13 protein-coding genes are annotated in these 16,247 nt (G+C 64.2%); 5 read left to right on the top strand and 8 right to left on the bottom strand.

Annotated elements, in window-relative coordinates; translation table 11 throughout:
• The first annotated feature begins 3 nt into the window (after positions 1–3).
• Positions 4–1,005 (top strand): succinylglutamate desuccinylase, encoded by a 1,002-nt coding sequence (locus tag AC56LR_RS16895; protein WP_497131983.1) that lies wholly within the window; start codon positions 4–6, stop codon positions 1,003–1,005.
• A 413-nt stretch (positions 1,006–1,418) separates the two neighbouring features.
• Here AC56LR_RS16895 and AC56LR_RS16900 read toward each other — a convergent pair whose 3' ends face one another.
• Positions 1,419–2,606 carry a globin domain-containing protein gene (locus AC56LR_RS16900; RefSeq protein WP_497131984.1) on the bottom strand — a complete coding sequence of 396 codons (1,188 nt, stop codon included), beginning with the start codon at positions 2,604–2,606 and terminating at the stop codon, positions 1,419–1,421.
• A gap of 222 nt (positions 2,607–2,828) precedes the next feature.
• Between AC56LR_RS16900 and AC56LR_RS16905 the strand changes: the two genes are divergently transcribed.
• Positions 2,829–4,295, top strand: a complete 1,467-nt coding sequence (locus tag AC56LR_RS16905) for an APC family permease (protein ID WP_497131985.1) — start codon at positions 2,829–2,831, stop codon at positions 4,293–4,295.
• 1 nt (position 4,296) lies between these two features.
• Positions 4,297–4,935, top strand: coding sequence for a CatA-like O-acetyltransferase (locus AC56LR_RS16910; protein WP_497131986.1), 639 nt, complete (start codon positions 4,297–4,299; stop codon positions 4,933–4,935).
• 99 nt (positions 4,936–5,034) lie between these two features.
• On the opposite strand, the gene AC56LR_RS16915 is transcribed toward AC56LR_RS16910, so the two are convergent.
• The 3 genes from AC56LR_RS16915 to AC56LR_RS16925 all read right to left on the bottom strand — a co-directional run bounded on the left by AC56LR_RS16915 (position 5,035) and on the right by AC56LR_RS16925 (position 8,960).
• Entirely contained in the window at positions 5,035–7,194 is a 2,160-nt protein-coding gene (locus tag AC56LR_RS16915; RefSeq protein WP_497131987.1) for a S46 family peptidase, read from the bottom strand.
• A 147-nt stretch (positions 7,195–7,341) separates the two neighbouring features.
• Complete coding sequence (gene cls, locus AC56LR_RS16920; RefSeq protein ID WP_497131988.1) at positions 7,342–8,619, bottom strand: cardiolipin synthase; 1,278 nt, start codon at positions 8,617–8,619, stop codon at positions 7,342–7,344.
• A 71-nt stretch (positions 8,620–8,690) separates the two neighbouring features.
• Positions 8,691–8,960, bottom strand: a complete 270-nt coding sequence (locus tag AC56LR_RS16925; protein WP_497131989.1) for a GlsB/YeaQ/YmgE family stress response membrane protein — start codon at positions 8,958–8,960, stop codon at positions 8,691–8,693.
• Positions 8,961–9,231: 271 nt separating this feature from the next.
• On the opposite strand from AC56LR_RS16925, the gene AC56LR_RS16930 reads away from it, so the two are divergent.
• Positions 9,232–10,737 (top strand): hypothetical protein, encoded by a 1,506-nt coding sequence (locus AC56LR_RS16930; RefSeq protein WP_497131990.1) that lies wholly within the window; start codon positions 9,232–9,234, stop codon positions 10,735–10,737.
• A 93-nt stretch (positions 10,738–10,830) separates the two neighbouring features.
• On the opposite strand, the gene AC56LR_RS16935 is transcribed toward AC56LR_RS16930, so the two are convergent.
• The 3 genes from AC56LR_RS16935 to AC56LR_RS16945 are packed head-to-tail and all read right to left on the bottom strand — an operon-like array spanning position 10,831 to position 12,543.
• On the bottom strand, positions 10,831–11,397 hold the full coding sequence (locus AC56LR_RS16935) for a YceI family protein (RefSeq protein WP_497131991.1): 567 nt from the start codon (positions 11,395–11,397) through the stop codon (positions 10,831–10,833).
• A 49-nt stretch (positions 11,398–11,446) separates the two neighbouring features.
• Positions 11,447–11,998 (bottom strand): YceI family protein, encoded by a 552-nt coding sequence (locus AC56LR_RS16940; RefSeq protein WP_497131992.1) that lies wholly within the window; start codon positions 11,996–11,998, stop codon positions 11,447–11,449.
• Complete coding sequence (locus tag AC56LR_RS16945) at positions 11,995–12,543, bottom strand: cytochrome b (protein WP_497131993.1); 549 nt, start codon at positions 12,541–12,543, stop codon at positions 11,995–11,997. Before AC56LR_RS16945 ends, AC56LR_RS16940 begins: the two co-directional genes overlap by 4 nt.
• A gap of 202 nt (positions 12,544–12,745) precedes the next feature.
• Here AC56LR_RS16945 and AC56LR_RS16950 point away from each other — a divergent pair, with 202 nt between their 5' ends.
• A complete protein-coding gene (locus tag AC56LR_RS16950; protein ID WP_497131994.1) occupies positions 12,746–14,686 on the top strand; it encodes a TOL_0244 family TonB-dependent receptor in 1,941 nt (646 codons plus the stop codon).
• A gap of 54 nt (positions 14,687–14,740) precedes the next feature.
• Here AC56LR_RS16950 and purB read toward each other — a convergent pair whose 3' ends face one another.
• Positions 14,741–16,120: an adenylosuccinate lyase gene (gene purB / locus AC56LR_RS16955; RefSeq protein WP_497131995.1), complete on the bottom strand. Its 1,380-nt coding sequence runs from the start codon at positions 16,118–16,120 to the stop codon at positions 14,741–14,743.
• Positions 16,121–16,247 lie beyond the last annotated feature (127 nt).

Below are 16,247 nucleotides of genomic sequence, written 5' to 3' on the forward strand. Positions count from 1 at the left end.
GGCATGAGCGCAGCTGAACCTGGTGCGCTGCCGGAAGCGGTGCGGCTCCTCGCCGGAGGCGACTTCGGCACGGTGGCGCAACGCTTCACCGAGGCTGGCTTTGCGGTCGGCCTGCCGGCCGCCGGCATCCTCACGGTCAAGGGGGGCGCACCCGACGCGGCCCGCCCGGCCGTGCTGGTGTCGGTGGGCGTGCATGGCGACGAAACCGGGCCGATCGAAATGGTCGCCTGGCTCATCGAAGCCCTGTCGCGCACTCCGCGCGCGCTGGCGGTGGACCTGATGCTCTGCGTCGGCAACATCGATGCGATCGCGGCGGGCAAGCGTTTCATCGATGCGGACCTGAACCGCATGTTCCGCAGCGAACGCGGTGCGCTGGCCGGCAGCTTCGAGGCGGGGCGCGCCGATACGATCATTGCGGTGACGGAAGCGTTTTTTGCGGAGGCAGGGCCGGCGCGCTGGCACCTGGACCTGCATACGGCCATCCGTCCATCGCACTACCCGATGTTCGCGATCGTGCCGGAGCTGATCCCGGACGCGCCGCGCAAGGCCCTGATCGACTGGCTGGGACAGGCGGCGATCGGCGCCGTCATCATGAACCCGAAGTCGGTCGGCACCTACAGCTATTATTCGAGCGAGCACCATGGCGCCGCGGGGACCACCGTGGAGCTGGGACGGGTCGGTACGCTGGGGCAGAACGATTTGTCGCAGTTTGCCGATGCTTCTTCGGCACTGGACCGGCTGCTGCGCGGGCAAGCCGGCGAGGCGGCCAAGGCGGCGCCGCATGTGTTTGCGACGGCGCGCCAAGTCATCAAGCTGTCCGATGCCTTCACCATGTCGGTGGGGCGCGAGACCTGGAACTTCACGCCGATGAAACAGGGCGAGGTCATTGCGAGCGATGGCGACACGGTCTATACCGTGGAGCACGACGAGGAGCTGGTGGTGTTTCCGAATCCGGATGTGCGGGTCGGCTTGCGTGCGGCGCTGATGGTGACGCGGATCGGCTGATCGAGCGATCAAGCAAACTTGGGCCCCGGCCTTCGCCGGGGCGACGGTTTTAAGGGGAGTGGTCGAACGGTCGGTTGGCTATTTGAATTGTTAGCCTAAAAACCGTCATCCCGGCGAAGGCCGGGACCCAATTTCCTCACCAACGTCGCAACATCAAATCCCCCTCTGCACTAGACTCAAACCTTTGCAAACGCGCGGAGGCCTCATGAGCATGCTCTTCTCCCCAGTCACCCTGGAACCCCTGCAACTCCCGAACTGCATGACAAGGCTGGGGCAGCGCTGACGTAGGGTGGCCGGCTTCGCCGGCCGCGCGTTCACATACTGCATGCGTCGTGGCGAAGCATCTGCTGGTTGAACGCGCGGGCAGGAGGACCTGCCCACCCTACGGTGTTCGACCGATCAAGCGGTGCGGATTACAGCAGGTTATCCAGCAAATCCGGCCCGAACACTTCGCGGTGCAGGCGCGCGGCCGGCGCACCGGCGGCCAGCAGCGCATTCCACTGCGCCTGCATGAAGGGCAGCGGACCGCACATGTAGACATTGGTCTCGCTGCGCGGCCACGACGGCAGGCGGGCCAGGTCCATCTTGCCCGGCAGGGCGCCGTCGGCGGCGTCTTCTTCATGGAAGTTCACGACCTGCAGGTACGGCATGCGCGCCCTGGCGGCGGCGACATCGAGCTGGTGCGGGTGATGCGCCGCATTGCGCGCGGCGTGGGCGAAGATCACGCGGCGCTCCGGGTTGACCATGGCGATGCGGTTCAGCGCCGCGATCATCGGCGTGATGCCCACGCCGGCCGAGAGCAGCACCACCGGCTCGTTCGATTCGGTATCCGGCTGGAAGTCGCCGAATGGGTGGGTCACATGCAGCAGATCGTCGACGTTCACGTTGTCGTGCAGCCAGGTCGAGACCTCGCCACATGGCACCGCGCTGTCGCCATCCTCGCGCTTGACCGAGATGCGCAGGCTGTCCTTGCCAGGCGCGTCCGACAAGCTGTACTGGCGCAGCTGGCGGCGGCCGTCCTTGAAGTCCACGGCCACGCTGACGTACTGGCCGGCCTTGAAGGGCGGCAGGGCGCCGTCGACCGGATTGAGGCGGATCGAGGCGACGTTGTCGCTTTCGCGCACCACCTCCAACACGCGCATCGGGCGCGTTTCGCCCGGCTGCACGCCGGCGTCGGCATACATCTTCGCTTCCGCATCGATCAGGAGCTTCGCCAGCGAGGTATAGGCTTCTTCCCAGGCCTTGAGCAGCGGCTCGGTGGCGGCATCGCCCAGGATCGTCTTGATCGCGCCGAGCAGGTGATGGCCGACGATCGGGTAGTGGTCGGCGCGGATGCCGACCGAGGCGTGCTTGTGCACGATGCGGCTCACGACCGGACCGAGCGCCCCCGCATTGCCGATATTGGCGGCGTAGGCGAACACCGCCGACGCCAGCGACTGCTGCTGCGCGCCGTTGGCCTGGTTGCCCATGTTGAACAGGCGGGTCAGCTCCGGGTGCGCCGCGAACATGCTGCGGTAGAACTCGGTGGTGATGGCCACGCCGTGCTCACGCAAGACAGGAACGGAGGCATCGATATAGGGGCGGGCAGCGGTCGAGATCATGATGTTTTCCTTATGATGCATTCAATTTGCATGTTTAATGCCAAAAAAAGGTCCGGACAGGGGCAATTTGTGCGGACGTATCCATTCTATCAAAGAGGCAAACGAGATGCATCTTTGAGCAAACTATTTTTCGGTGATAACACAACAACCCCTATAATCGCAGGCTTTGATTGGCGGATCATTAACGCCGCCGACCTTGCCAACCGCACCAAAGGACTTGCCGTGAATCTGACCCTGGGCCAAAAGCTGATCCGCACGAAACCCGCTGGACGTCATCATGACGACAGCGACGGCACGAGCGACGGTGGCCTGCAGCGGTCGCTCGGCCTGTTCCCGCTGACGATGATCGGCGTCGGCGCCACCATCGGCACCGGCATCTTCTTCACGATGGTCGAGGCGGTGCCGAAGGCGGGGCCCGCCGTGATCCTCTCGTTCTTGCTGGCCGCCCTGACCGCCGGCCTGACCGCGCTGTGCTACGCCGAGCTGGCAGGGCGCGTGCCGGCCGCCGGCTCGTCGTACTCGTTCGCGTATGCCACCGTCGGCGAGTTCGCCGCCTTCATCGTGGCGGCCTGCCTGCTGCTCGAATACGGCCTGGCGGGAAGCGCGGTGGCGATCGGCTGGTCCGACTACCTGAACAATTTTTTGACCAATGCGATCGGCTGGGAGATCCCGGCCCACCTGCGTTCGCCGATGTTCGTGTCGGACCACCATAACGTCCACTTCACGCCGGGGAACTTCAACCTGCCGCCGGTGCTCCTGATCGCCATGTGCTGCATCATGCTGGTACGCGGCACCAAGGAATCGGCCACCACCAATGCCATCATGGTGCTGATCAAGCTGGCGATCCTGATCTTCTTCTCGGTGATCGCCTTCACCGGCTTCGACGCCAACAACTTCACGCCCTTCTTCAATACCGACAACAGCAACGGCTATGCGGGCATGGCCGGCGTGACCGCCGCCGCCGGCACCGTGTTCTTCTCTTTCATCGGCCTGGACACCATCGCCACCGCCGGCGAAGAAGTGAACAACCCGCGCCGCAACGTCCCGATCGGCATCCTGGCCGCGCTCGTGATCGTGACCGTGTTCTACCTGGTGGTGGCGTTTGCCGCGATGGGCGCCCAGCCGGCGCACATGTTCGAGGGCCAGCAGGCCGGCCTGTCGGTGATCCTGCAGAACGTGACCGGCCAGGCCTGGCCGGCGCTGGTGCTGTCGGCGGGCGCCGTGGTGTCGGTGTTCTCCGTGACCCTGGTGACGATCTACGGCCAGACCCGCATCCTGTATGCGATCAGCCGCGACGGCCTGATTCCGAAGACCTTCCAGAAGGTGAACAAGCGCACCCTGGCCCCGACCGCCAATACCGTGATCGTCTGCATCGTGGTGGCCCTGGTGGCCGGCCTGGTGGACGCGACCTTCCTGTGGGACATGGTGAGCATGGGTACGCTGACCGCCTTCATCGTGGTGTCGATCGCGGTGCCGGTGATCCGCGCCAAGCAGGGCGAAGGCGAGGGCGGCTTCCGCGTGCCCTTCGGTCCCTACCTGATCCCGGGCCTGTCGATCATCGCCTGCCTGTACATCATGAAAGACTTATCAAGCACCACCTTCCGCGTCTTCTTCATCTGGATGGCGGTGGCCGTGGCAACCTACTTCCTGTACAGCGTGCGCCACAGCCGCCTGAACAAGGCGTCGTAAGTTGGAGAATTTCGACCGGCGGCGCGACCGCTTCGAGCTGTTCGACGGGATGGACAGCGCGGCGGTCAACCTGTGCTTCCCGCTCGAGCTGCCGGACTTCCGGCCCTGGTGCAAGCAGCAGGGCCTGGCCCCCTTCCATGTGCTGCTATGCGCGGTGCTGCGCTCGGTGCTCAAGATCGAGAATTTCCGCTGGCGCCTGCTCGACGGCGAGGTCTTTGAAATCGACCGCCTGCGGCCCTCGTTCACGGTGGTGAACCACCACAGTGATTTGAATTTCGCCCAGTTCGCCTGGACCGACGACCTGCGCGACTTCGTCGCCCGCGGCATCGCGGCCCGCGAAGAGGCCAGCGCCATGACCGGGCTGAACGCCACCTACAGCAACATGTCGCCGCGCGAGGCAAAAGAGCAGGTCTTCGTCACCTGCATTCCGTGGCTCGCGTTCACCTCGATCCAGCATCCGAGCATGTCGCTGGCGCATCCGGACATTCCCTCGTTCGCATGGGGGAAGTTCCGGGATGCCGGCGGCGGGCGCCTCGAATTGCCGTTCTCGGTGCAGGCCCACCACGGGTTCGTCGACGGCTTCCATATCCACCAGCTGGCGCAGCAGGTAGCAAGCGAGCTGGAAGCGATGATGCGCTAGCGCTTCCTTCCCGAATAGCTTCCTCCAGACGAAAAAAAGCCACGCGGCCTTGCGGCGGCGTGGCTTCCTGCATGGCGCCCGCAGGCGCCACCCGAACGCTTATTGCACGTTCATTTCCTTCAGCAGGTTGTCGGCCTTGTCCACGTGCTTCATGTTCCACAGGATGTAGCGCACATCAACCTGGATGTCGCGGGTGTTGGCCTTGTTGAAGTCCCAGTCCGAGATGATCGAATCCAGGGTGCCGTCGAAGGCCAGGCCGATCAGTTCGCCCTTGGCGTTCAGCGCGGCCGAACCCGAGTTGCCGCCGGTGATGTCCAACGTCGCCAGGTAGTTGACCGGCACGGTCTTGAGCTTCGGATCGACATACTTGCCGAAGTCCTTGGCCTTGATCGCCGCCAGCTGTGCGGCCGGAGCGTTGAACTCGCCTTCGCCGGTGTGCTTCGCGACCACGCCCTTGATGGTGGTGAACGCCGTCCACGAACCGGTGCCGTCGGCGCCGTGGGCGCGGCCGGCGATCTTGCCGAAGGTAACGCGCAGGGTGCCGTTGGCGTCCGGGTAGACGGCCTGGCCGCGGCTGTTCATGTAGGCGATCTTGGCCTTCATGTAGTTGCCATAGGCTTGCTGGATCTTGCCTGCCAGTTCCTGTTCCTTGGCTTCATCCTGCATGTCGGCGTCGTACATCGCGACGGCGGCCTTGATGAAGCTGTCGTTCGAGGCCTGGAATTCGGCCGGCGACTTCTTCAGCCATGCGCTGCGTTCGTCCTTGTTGGCCAGTTTCGAACCGGCATAGATGCGGTCCAGCGCGGCCTTCAGTTCGGCTTCGCTCATGCCCGCGCGGATGCCGAGGGCGGCATCGAAGGCGGCGTCATGCTCGGCTGCCGGCTGCGCGTTGTACTTCTGCAGGAAGTTCAGCACCAGCGCCTTGTCGACTTTTTCGTCGTAGGTGCGGTCCTGGCCGGCGATGACCGAATTCCAGCGCGGCATGTCGCGTTCCTGGAAGCCCGTCTTGCGCTCGGTGTCCGGCTTGGTGCGCTCGTTGGCCAGGCGGTAGAGCGAACGGGCCGAGGACAGGAATTTCGGCTGCGCATAGCTCAGGAAGAAAGTCTTCCTGGTGCCGGCGTCGCGCTCGGCGATCAGCTGCTCGACCTGCTCGATGTCGGCGCCGAACTGGGCCTTGCGGGCCGCGTTGGCATTGACCCAGGTCTTCAGTGCGGTATGCTCGGCGGTCTTGCGCTGCAGGAAGTCGCTACCCTCGTAGGAGGTCAGCATGCCCTTGCGGTTCTTGTAGTAGTTGTTGACGTTGGCGACCTGGCCGGCGTACTTGAGCTTGGCGGCCGGATCGTTCTTGGTCTCGCGCTCGATGATGGCCAGGGTCTCGCCCGATGCCGCCACGAAAGCAGGATAGTTCCAGTCGAAGGTCGATGCCACTTCCGACGGCAGGCGGTGGCGGTTGGTGCGGCCAGGGTAGCCCAGGACCATGATGAAATCGCCTTCTTTCGAGCCTTCCTTGGCGATTCGGATGTGGTGCTTGGGCTGGTAAGGCACGTTGTCCTTCGAGAACTCGGCGGCCTTGCCGTCCTTGCTCACGTAGGCGCGGTAGAAACCGTAGTCGCCGGTGTGGCGCGGCCACATCCAGTTGTCGGTGTCGCCGCCGAACTTGCCTACGCCGGCCGGTGGCGCGTGCACCAGGCGCACGTCGCGGATCTCGAGCTGCTTGAGGCGGTAGAACTCCAGGCCGCCGTAATAGCTCGCCACGGTGCAGCGGTAGCCGGCGTCTTTTTCGCATTCGGCCACCAGTTTCTTCTGGTTCTTTTCGATGGCGTCGATGCGTGCCTTGCCGTTCAGCTTGGCGACTTCAGGGGTGATGATCTGGTCGGTGACGTTGGCGACTTCTTCGGTCACGTAGACGCGGCTGCCCGGGGCGGCCGGCAGTTCTTCGCCAAAGTTTTTAGCCAGGAAACCGTTGGCGAGCAGGTCGCGCTCCGGGGTCGAATTGACCGCCACGCTGTTGTACACGCAGTGGTGGTTGGTCACGACCAGGCCTTGCGGCGACACGAACGAGGCCGAGCAGCCGCCCAGGCTCACGATGGCGCCCATCGGGAATTCGGTGAGCTTGGTCAGGCTGGCCGGATCCAGCTTCAGGCCGGCGGCTTTCAGTTGCTTGGCTACTTGTGGCAGCTGCTGCGGCATCCACATGCCTTCGTCCGCTTGTGCGGCGAAGCTGGTCAGGATGGCCAGCGAGAGGAGAGTCTTTTTCATTCGCGTCAGTCTGTTAGGGAAGGGAACACTCTTGGGGCTCCATGAGCAGCCAAGAGTATCCGTAATACATATCCCTAACGTCAAGCACTATGTCGACTGCGCAAATCGAATGTTTTCCAGACAGTAAACACCCCGGAAGCGGCGTCTTTACAGCTGGGCTTTGACGAGCGAGGCCAGGCCGGTCGTCACGCGCTGCCACCACGGGCGTTCGCGGAAGGCTTCCTTGGTCACCTGCTTGGCCAGGCGCCAGTCCGCTTCGAAAATGGTTTCCTGCGCGCGTGCGAAGCCAGGGTCCAGCACGTTCAGGTTGGCTTCGTCGTTGATGCTGAACGAGCGGTTGTCGAAATTGGTCGACCCGACCGACACCAGCAGAGAATCGACGATCAGCGCTTTCACGTGGTACATGGTGGGCTGGTATTCGGCCAGCTTGACGCCGGCCGCCAGCAGCTCGGGCCAGCGCTCGCGCGAAGCCGCCTTGACCAGGTCGGAATCGATGAACTTGCCCGGCATGATGATGCGCACCCGCACGCCGCGCTTGGCCGCTTCCATCAGGGTGCGGATGGTCAGGTCGTCTGGCACGAAATAGGCGGCCGACAAATCGATCGTCTTGCGCGCCGAGGTGATGGCCATCAGGTACATCAGATGCATGGACTCGCTGCCGCCGGTGGGCGAGCTGGAGAACATCTGGGCCGGCATGGTCCCGACCGGCTTCAGGGCCGGGAAATAATCGGCGCCGTCGAGCACGGTACCGGTGGACTTGAGCCAGTTATCGTTGAACACGGCCTGCATCTGGCCGACGGCCGGGCCTTCGATGCGGAAATGGGTGTCGCGCCAGTGCTTTTCGTCTTGGGCATTGCCGCGCCATTGGTCGGCGATGCCGACGCCGCCGGTAAAGCCCAGCTTGCCGTCGATGACGAGCAGCTTGCGGTGGGTGCGGTTGTTCAGGCGTGCCAGTTTCCACCAGACCGGCTTGTGGTAGCGCTGCACCTTGACGCCGGCGGCCTTGAGCGCATCGATCTGCGCCAGGTCCATCTTCACGCTGCCCATGAAGTCGAGCAGCAGGTGCACCTTGACGCCGGCGCGCGCGCGCTCGGCCAGGGCATCGGAAAATTCCTTCCCGATTGTTTCGGACCAGTAGATATAGGTCTCGAAGGTGATGGTTTTTTCGGCCGAGCGGATCGCCGCCAGCATGGCGGGGAAGATCTGGTCGCCATTGACCAGCGCCTCGACCTGGTTGCCTTCCACGATAGGCGGGCCGAGCAGCACGCCGAGCGAGCGGCGGAACTGGGCGTCGTTGGTATCGTAGTGGTGGGTGAGGCGGGTTTCGATCTGCTTTTCACCCGGCATGAAATTCAACGCGAGCACGCCCAGCACAAGGCTGGCGGCGCTCGAGATCAGGACTATCCAAAAGATTTTTGCGGTCATATCGACTTTAAGACGTAAAAAAACCAACGCATGAAGCGTTGGTTTTTAGTAAGGGCTATCCACTAACTCTATTAACGAACGCGGCCGCGACGCAGCAGGTTCACGATAGCCAGCAGGACAACGGCGCCCAGGAACGAAACCAGCAGCGACGACACGCTGAAGTCGTCCGAATTGATGGTGCCCGAGCCAAACAGCGGCGACAGCAGCCAGCCGCCCAGGAAGGCGCCGACGATACCAACCACGATGTTGAGAATCATACCCTGCTCTGCATCGGTCTTCATGACCATGCTGGCGAGCCAACCGAGAATACCACCGACGACGATCCAAATGATAAATAACATGGCTTACCTCCTTCAAAGTGAGAAAACATACCCCCAGGTCCATTAATTGCCGTGACCATGTTGACAAGTTTAGGCACCCGTCCCCATCAGGTCGGTGCGGCAACGAACGTTAGACGGCGAATCGCAAGCGCCGTTCTTTCAATTTTAAAAACAAGCGGGGTGGGTGCGTCAGCGAACAGAAGAGCGCTCGTGTGAAGAATATGGTTGCACTACTTGCAAGACATTCATTGTTTGCACGACCACGCACTTGAACCTTTGAAAGGATTTCGCCATGAGCAGCTACGATTCGAATAACAACCAGAATTCCCGTATGGTCACCGGCCTGTTCCCTGACCGTGCAAGCGCAGAACGCGCCTACAGCTCGATCTCGACCCGCGGTTATACCAAGGACGACGTCAACCTGATGATGTCGGACGACGCACGCAAGACCCATTTCAATGACACCGATACCGACCTGGGCAGTAAAGCTGCCGAAGGCGCGGGCATCGGCGCCGGCATCGGCGGCACCATCGGCGCCGTGCTGGCCGGTATCGCTGCCGTCGGCACCACCCTCGTGCTGCCAGGCCTGGGCCTGGTCGTGGCCGGCCCGCTGGCCGCAGCCCTGGCCGGCGCCGGCGCCGGCGGCCTGACCGGCGGCCTGATCGGCGCGCTGATCGGCGCAGGCATCCCTGAAGATCGCGCTGCCCACTATGAAGAAGGCATCAAGCGCGGCGGCATCGTGATGGGCGTGAATGCCCGTTCGGACGAAGATGCACGCCATATCGAGCAATCGTTCACCGACAACGGCGGTAGCCATGTGATCGGCGCCGGCATCGGCGCGGTCGGCGGCGCCATCGTCGGCGCCGGCATCGGTTCGGTAGCCGGCCCGATCGGCACCGTCGCTGGTGCAGCCATCGGCGCCGTCACCGGCGGCATGGCCGGCAAGGGCGTGGGCGAAGTCGTGAACCCGAAAGCGGGCGACGACCTGTCGGAACACTACCTGGCCAAGGGCACCGGCGCAGGTACCGGCGCGGCAGTGGGCGCGATGGCCGGCGCTGCAGCCGGTCCGATCGGCATGGCTGCCGGTGCGATCGTCGGTGGCCTGGCGGGCGGTGCAGCCGGCAAGGGCGCGGGCGAAGTCGTGAACCCGAAAGCGGGCGACGACCTGAACGACCATAACCTGGCGCAAGGCGTCGGTGGCGCGGGCGGCGCAGCCGTCGGTGCGGCAATCGGCTCGGTTGCCGGTCCGATCGGCACCGCGGCAGGCGCCATCATCGGCGGCATGGCAGGCGGCGCAGCCGGCCAGGGCACGGGCGAAATCGTCAATCCGAAGCCGGGCGACGAACTGCGTGACCACCACCTGGGCACCGGTGTCGGCGCAGCAGGCGGCGCAGCCGTCGGCGGCACCGTGATCGGCGCGGCCGTGGGCGGCCCGATCGGTGCAGTGGCAGGCGCCGGCATCGGCGCAGCCCTCGGCGGCATGGCCGGCAAGGGCGTGGCCAAGATGGCCAATCCAGCGGAAGAAGATGCCCACTGGCGCACCCAGTACCAGACCCAGCCGTACTACACCCCTGGCTACACCTACGACGATTATGCTCCGGCCTATGCGCTGGGCTATAACGGCGCCGGCCGCTATCCAGGCGGCTACGACATGCACGAGAGCGAGCTGTCGAGCGAATGGGAACGCACCAAGGGTGCTTCGCGCCTGAACTGGGAGCAGGCCAAGCAGGCTTCGCGCGCTGCATGGCACAAGGTCGAGCGCGCGATCCCGGGCGACCTGGACCGCGACGGCCGTTAATCCTTGATGCCGCCGCCCGCACGGGGCGGCTTCAATGAAAAAAAGCCCCGCTGCCGTCATGGCAGCGGGGCTTTTTCCTTGGGACGGCCGGTATTACTGCTTGACGGCTTCGACCTGGATCGACAGCTTCACTTCCGGCGAGAAGCGCGGCAGGCCGAAGTTCACGCCGTAGTCGCTGCGCTTGAACTGGGCGCTGACGTCGGCGCCGCAGACTTCGCGCTTGAGCATCGGGTGCTCGATGCACTTGAATTTGTTGATGGTCATGGTCAAGGGCCTGGTCACGCCGTGCAGGGTGAACTCGCCATCGGCCGAGGTCGGCACGTCGCCGGTGAACTTGATCGATTTGGCCTTGAAGGTCGCGGTCGGGAATTTGGCGACGTCGAAGATGTCTTCCTTCTTCGCGTGCTCGTTCATCTTCTCGTGGCCGAAATCGATGCTGGTGGTGTCCACGGTGATGTCGATGGTGCCGGTCCTGGCGGCGCGGTCCAGCGTCACGCTGCCTTCGGTCTTGTTGAACTTGCCGCGCCAGACCGAGATGCCCATGTGGTCGGCTTCGAAACTCGGGTAGGTGTGGTTCGGGTCGATCTTGTAGGTGTCGGCGGCAAAGGCGGCGCCTGCGCTCAGTGCGGCGGCGGCAGCGATCAGGTGGCTGATTTTCATGTGGCGTATTTCCTTATGAGGGTGGGTATTGATGAGCTAGATTACTGGATTACGGCGCCGCGACGACGCGGAACCTGATGACAACTTCATCGGCGACCATGCTCGTGTCTTTCCACTCGCCTTCGCCAATATTGAAGGCCAGCCGCTTGATCGGCAGCTGGCCCTCGAACACCTGTTTCGCGCCTTCGGTTTTCATCGTCAGCGGGAAGCTCACGTTGGCGCTGCGGCCCTTGATGCTGAGCTTGCCGGTGACATTGAACTTGCCGGCGCCTGCCGGGGCGATCGCCGTCGACACGAAATTCGCCTTGGGGAATTGCGCGGCGTTGAACCATTCTTTCTTGGCCACTTCCTTGTTGTATTCGGGATCGCCCAGGTCGAGGCTGGCCGTGGCGATATCGACGCTGGCCTTCGAGGCGGCCGGCTGGGCCGCGTTGTAGTCGATCTGGGCGGTGAACCTGGTGAATTTCGCTTCGACCGGCACGCCCATCTGCTTGAACACGGCCGAGACGCTGCTCCTGGCGGCATCGGTTTTCAGCGGTGCGGCGCCGGCGACGGCGCTGGCCAAGGCGGAGGCCAGCAGCAGGCCCTTGAATGGTGTCATTGGTGTTCCTTCGCAGTAGAGAAAGGCAGCATGCGTCCCATCACGCCGTCGCGGTCGACCAGCACATGCTTGAACGCGGCCGCCACGTGCACGCCGACGAGAAGCGCCAGCAGCATGTTGAGCCAGTAATGGACGTCTTTCAGCACCAGCTTGAGCGCGGGATCGGCGCCGATCAGCACCGGCAGCTGGTACAGGCCGAAATACACGACCGGGATGCCCGCCGCCAGGGTGTAGAAATAACCGGACAGCGGCACCGCGAACATCAGCACGTACAGCAGCCAGTGCAGGCCGTGGGCGGCGCCGCGCTCCCAGGCCGGCATGGTGTCGGCATAGGCGGGCGGCTGACGCAAGAGACGCCACAGCAGGCGCAGGGTAGCCAGGCCGAGCACGGTCACGCCGGCCCATTTGTGCCAGGAAAAATATTTCAGCTTGGTTGGCGTCAGGCCCGGAATATCCGTCATGACCAGCCCGAGCGTGAAGGTGCCGATGATCAGCAGGGCAATCGTCCAGTGCAGCAGGATGGATGTGTTAGTGTAGCGATGCATTGTTTCTTTATGGAAATCTGTACGCGTTAGAACTAACTATACCAAACTTCCTTTCCTGCCGCTGCGGGTGGTTTTTTTCGCTTCGTACACTAGCACGGATTGTAAAGAGTGCGCAGCAGTGACGGCTGGAATGTAAAATCCAAAACCTAGCTGTTTTTCAAACATTACTGGCAGACATGATAGTTGCCCGAAGGCAGGAATAATGCGCAATTCAAGCTTCGCCTGCCTGGGCGCTGCGCTGGCACTGATGGCGGCCGGCGCCGTGGCCGATGAACACGACGCTACGCGGTCGGTTGATCTCGCCGATTTGTCGATCGAGGAGTTGGCCAATATTCAGGTGATGTCGGTCTCCAGGCGTCCCGAACGCCTGCAGGACGCCGCCGCCGCGGTCTTCGTCATCACCGCCGAGGACATCCGGCGCTCCGGCGCCGCCTCGCTGCCGGAAGTGCTGCGCATGGCGCCGAACCTGCACGTGGCGCGCATCAATGGCTACAGCTATTCGATCAGCGCGCGCGGCCTGAATCAGAGCGGCAACAGCTTTTCGAACAAGCTGCTGGTGCTGATCGACGGCCGCTCGGTGTACACCCCGCTGTTTGCCGGCGTGTTCTGGGATGCCCAGGAAGTGCTGCTCGAAGACGTCGAGCGCATCGAAGTGGTCAGCGGCCCCGGCGGCGTCATGTGGGGCCTGAATGCGGTCAACGGCATCATCAACATCACCACGCGTTCGGCGCGCGATACCCAGGGCAGCATGGCCGTGCTGCAGGCCGCCACCGACGGCGCCACGGCCAGTTTCCGCCATGGCGGCACCACCAAGGGCATCGCCTGGCGCGCCTTCGGCAAGACCACGCGGCGCAAGGACGGCGAGCTGGCCACCGGCGCGCTAGTGAACGATTCCTACCGCCGCACCCTGGTGGGCGTGCGCGCCGACTGGGAGCGCGGCGACGAGCGCTTCAGCGTGATCGGCAATGCCTATCGCGGCCGCTTCGACCAGCCTTTCCCCGGCGAGATCGCCGCACCGGGCGTACCCACCACCTTGGGCGGCGTGCGCTCAGACGGCGTAAACCTGACCGCGCGCTGGGAGCATGCGCTCGAGCGCGGCGGCAGCCTCATGGCGCAGGCTTATTTCGACCACACGCTGCGCCGTGCCGATCCGCTGTTCGGCGAGCGCCTCTACACCACCGACCTGCAGTTCCAGCACACGCTGGCAGCGCTGGGCCGGCACAGCATCGTCTGGGGCGCCAGCTACCGCAGCAGCCGCGACCGCGTCGACAACACCGCCGTCGTCGCCTTCCTGCCGGCGCGCACCACGCAGCAGTGGGCCAGCCTGTTCGCGCAGGACGAGATCGCGCTGAAGCAGGACTGGTACCTGACCCTGGGCAGCCGCCTCGAATACAACGAGTACACCGGCGTCGAATGGCTGCCGAGCGCGCGCCTGTCGTGGCGCCTGTCGCCGCAGCACGCGCTGTGGGCGGCGGCCTCGCGCACCGTGCGCGCGCCCTCGCGGCTGGATGCCGACGCCTTCCTGCCGGGCAGCCCGCCTTACCTGCTGCGCGGCGGCCCGCGCGTGCGCGGCGAGGTGGCCAAGGTGTTCGAGCTGGGCTACCGCGGGCAGCCGGCGCCGCAGCTGTCGTATTCGGCCACGCTGTTCCACCACGATTACGACTACCTGCGCACCACCGAATACGACCCCACGCGCAGCTTCATCACCTTCGACAGCCTGATGGAAGGGCGCTCGAGCGGCATCGAGGCCTGGGGCACCTGGCAGGTGATGCCGCGCTGGCGCCTGTCGGCCGGCTGGACCGCGATGCACCAGAAGCTGCGCCTCAAGCCCGGCAGCACCGATACCGGCGCCACGCTGGTGGCCAGCCGCGACCCGGCCCATACCGTCCAGCTGCGCTCGATCTACGGCATCGATGACCGGCGCGACGTGGAAGTCACGCTGCGCAAGGTGGCGGGGAAATCCTTCCCGGACGTGCCGGCCTACACGGCGTTCGATGCGCGCTTCGGCTGGCGCATCCGGCCGGGGCTGGAGCTGTCGGTGACCGGCGAGAACCTCACCGGCGGGCATGGGGAATACGGCTCGATCCTGGCGCGGGCCGAGCTGGAACGCCGCTTGGGCGTGAAGGTGGTGTGGGAGTATTGAGGCCGCGCTACAACGAACAAGCGCGTGGGCGGCAAAGCCGCCCACGCTACAGCATCAGATGGCCGCAGCCAGCTGCGCAGCCAAGCCGATGTAATTCGCCGGCGTCATCTGCAGCAGCAAGTCCTTCGCCTCCTGCGGAATCGCCAGCTTCCCGATGAACTCCTGCAGCGCGTCGCGCGTAATGCCCTTGCCGCGGGTGAGTTCCTTGAGCTGCTCGTACGGGTTCTCGATGCCGTAGCGGCGCATCACGGTCTGCACCGGCTCGGCCAGCACTTCCCAGTTCGCATCCAGGTCCGCTTCCAGGCGGGCGGCGTTCACTTCCAGCTTGTTCAGGCCGCGCAGGCAGCTGTCATAGGCCAGCAGGGTGTAGCCGAAGCCCACGCCGATATTGCGCAACACGGTCGAATCGGTCAGGTCGCGCTGCATGCGCGACACCGGCAGCTTCTCGGCCATGTGGCGCAGCACCGCGTTGGCCAGGCCCAGGTTGCCCTCGGAGTTCTCGAAGTCGATCGGGTTGACCTTGTGCGGCATGGTCGACGAACCGATCTCGCCGGCGCGCAGCTTCTGCTTGAAATAACCGAGCGAGACGTAGGTCCAGATGTCGCGGTTCAGGTCGAGCAGAATGGTGTTGGCGCGCGCGATGGCGTCGAACATCTCGGCCATGTAGTCGTGCGGTTCGATCTGGATGGTGTACGGGTTGAACACCAGGCCCAGGCGCTGCTCGATCACTTCTTGCGAGAAGGCCGCCCAGTCGAAGCCCGGATAGGCCGACAGGTGCGCATTGTAGTTGCCGACCGCGCCGTTCATCTTGCCGAGGATCTCGACGCGTTCGATGCGCAGAATAGCGCGCTGCAGGCGTGCGACCACGTTGGCGAATTCCTTGCCGAGGGTCGTCGGGCTGGCGGTCTGGCCGTGGGTGCGCGAGAGCATCGGCAGCGCTGCATTGGTATGCGCGATCTCGGTCAGCTTGGCGATGATGGCCTGCAGGGAGGGCAGCAGCACGCCGTCGCGCGCGGCTTTGAGCATCATGCCGTGCGAGGTGTTGTTGATGTCTTCCGAGGTGCAGCCGAAGTGGATGAACTCGCTCGCCGCCACCAGTTCCGGCACGTCCTTGACCTGCTCCTTGAGCCAGTATTCCACCGCCTTGACGTCGTGATTGGTGACCGCTTCGATCTCCTTGATGCGCGCCGCTTCTGCATCGCCGAAATTCGACGCCATGCGTTCGAGGTGGGCGTTCGCCTCGACGGAGAACGGTTTGATCTCATCGAAACCGGCCTGCGACAGCGCCTGCAGCCACGCGATTTCCACTTTCACGCGGTGGTGCATGAAGCCCGCTTCGGACAGGATCGGGCGCAGCTTGTCGGTTTTCGACGCGTAGCGGCCGTCCAATGGGGACAGGGCCGACAGGGTAGGGGAAGAGACGGTAGAGGTCATGGCGGGCGGTCCGTGCAAAAACGCGGATTTTACCACCGGCGGTCTCCGAGGGCCGCGGCGCAGGCCCGTTTGGCGCCTGCCCGGCACGGGTGGAAGCGCGCCTGCCGATGCTATACTTGCATCTCTT

It is taken from the genome of Telluria sp. ZT3P39, from assembly GCF_059685935.1.

Bases quoted from the DNA above. Each gene is read 5' to 3' on its own strand.
- AC56LR_RS16935 (WP_497131991.1), bottom strand. From the start codon at position 11,397: ATGAAAATCAGCCACCTGATCGCTGCCGCCGCCGCACTGAGCGCAGGC.
- AC56LR_RS16940 (WP_497131992.1), bottom strand. From the start codon at position 11,998: ATGACACCATTCAAGGGCCTGCTGCTGGCCTCCGCCTTGGCCAGCGCC.
- purB (WP_497131995.1), bottom strand. From the start codon at position 16,120: ATGACCTCTACCGTCTCTTCCCCTACCCTGTCGGCCCTGTCCCCATTG.
- AC56LR_RS16900 (WP_497131984.1), bottom strand. From the start codon at position 2,606: ATGATCTCGACCGCTGCCCGCCCCTATATCGATGCCTCCGTTCCTGTC.
- AC56LR_RS16945 (WP_497131993.1), bottom strand. From the start codon at position 12,543: ATGCATCGCTACACTAACACATCCATCCTGCTGCACTGGACGATTGCC.
- AC56LR_RS16895 (WP_497131983.1), top strand. From the start codon at position 4: ATGAGCGCAGCTGAACCTGGTGCGCTGCCGGAAGCGGTGCGGCTCCTC.
- AC56LR_RS16915 (WP_497131987.1), bottom strand. From the start codon at position 7,194: ATGAAAAAGACTCTCCTCTCGCTGGCCATCCTGACCAGCTTCGCCGCA.
- AC56LR_RS16930 (WP_497131990.1), top strand. From the start codon at position 9,232: ATGAGCAGCTACGATTCGAATAACAACCAGAATTCCCGTATGGTCACC.
- AC56LR_RS16950 (WP_497131994.1), top strand. From the start codon at position 12,746: ATGCGCAATTCAAGCTTCGCCTGCCTGGGCGCTGCGCTGGCACTGATG.
- cls (WP_497131988.1), bottom strand. From the start codon at position 8,619: ATGACCGCAAAAATCTTTTGGATAGTCCTGATCTCGAGCGCCGCCAGC.
- AC56LR_RS16925 (WP_497131989.1), bottom strand. From the start codon at position 8,960: ATGTTATTTATCATTTGGATCGTCGTCGGTGGTATTCTCGGTTGGCTC.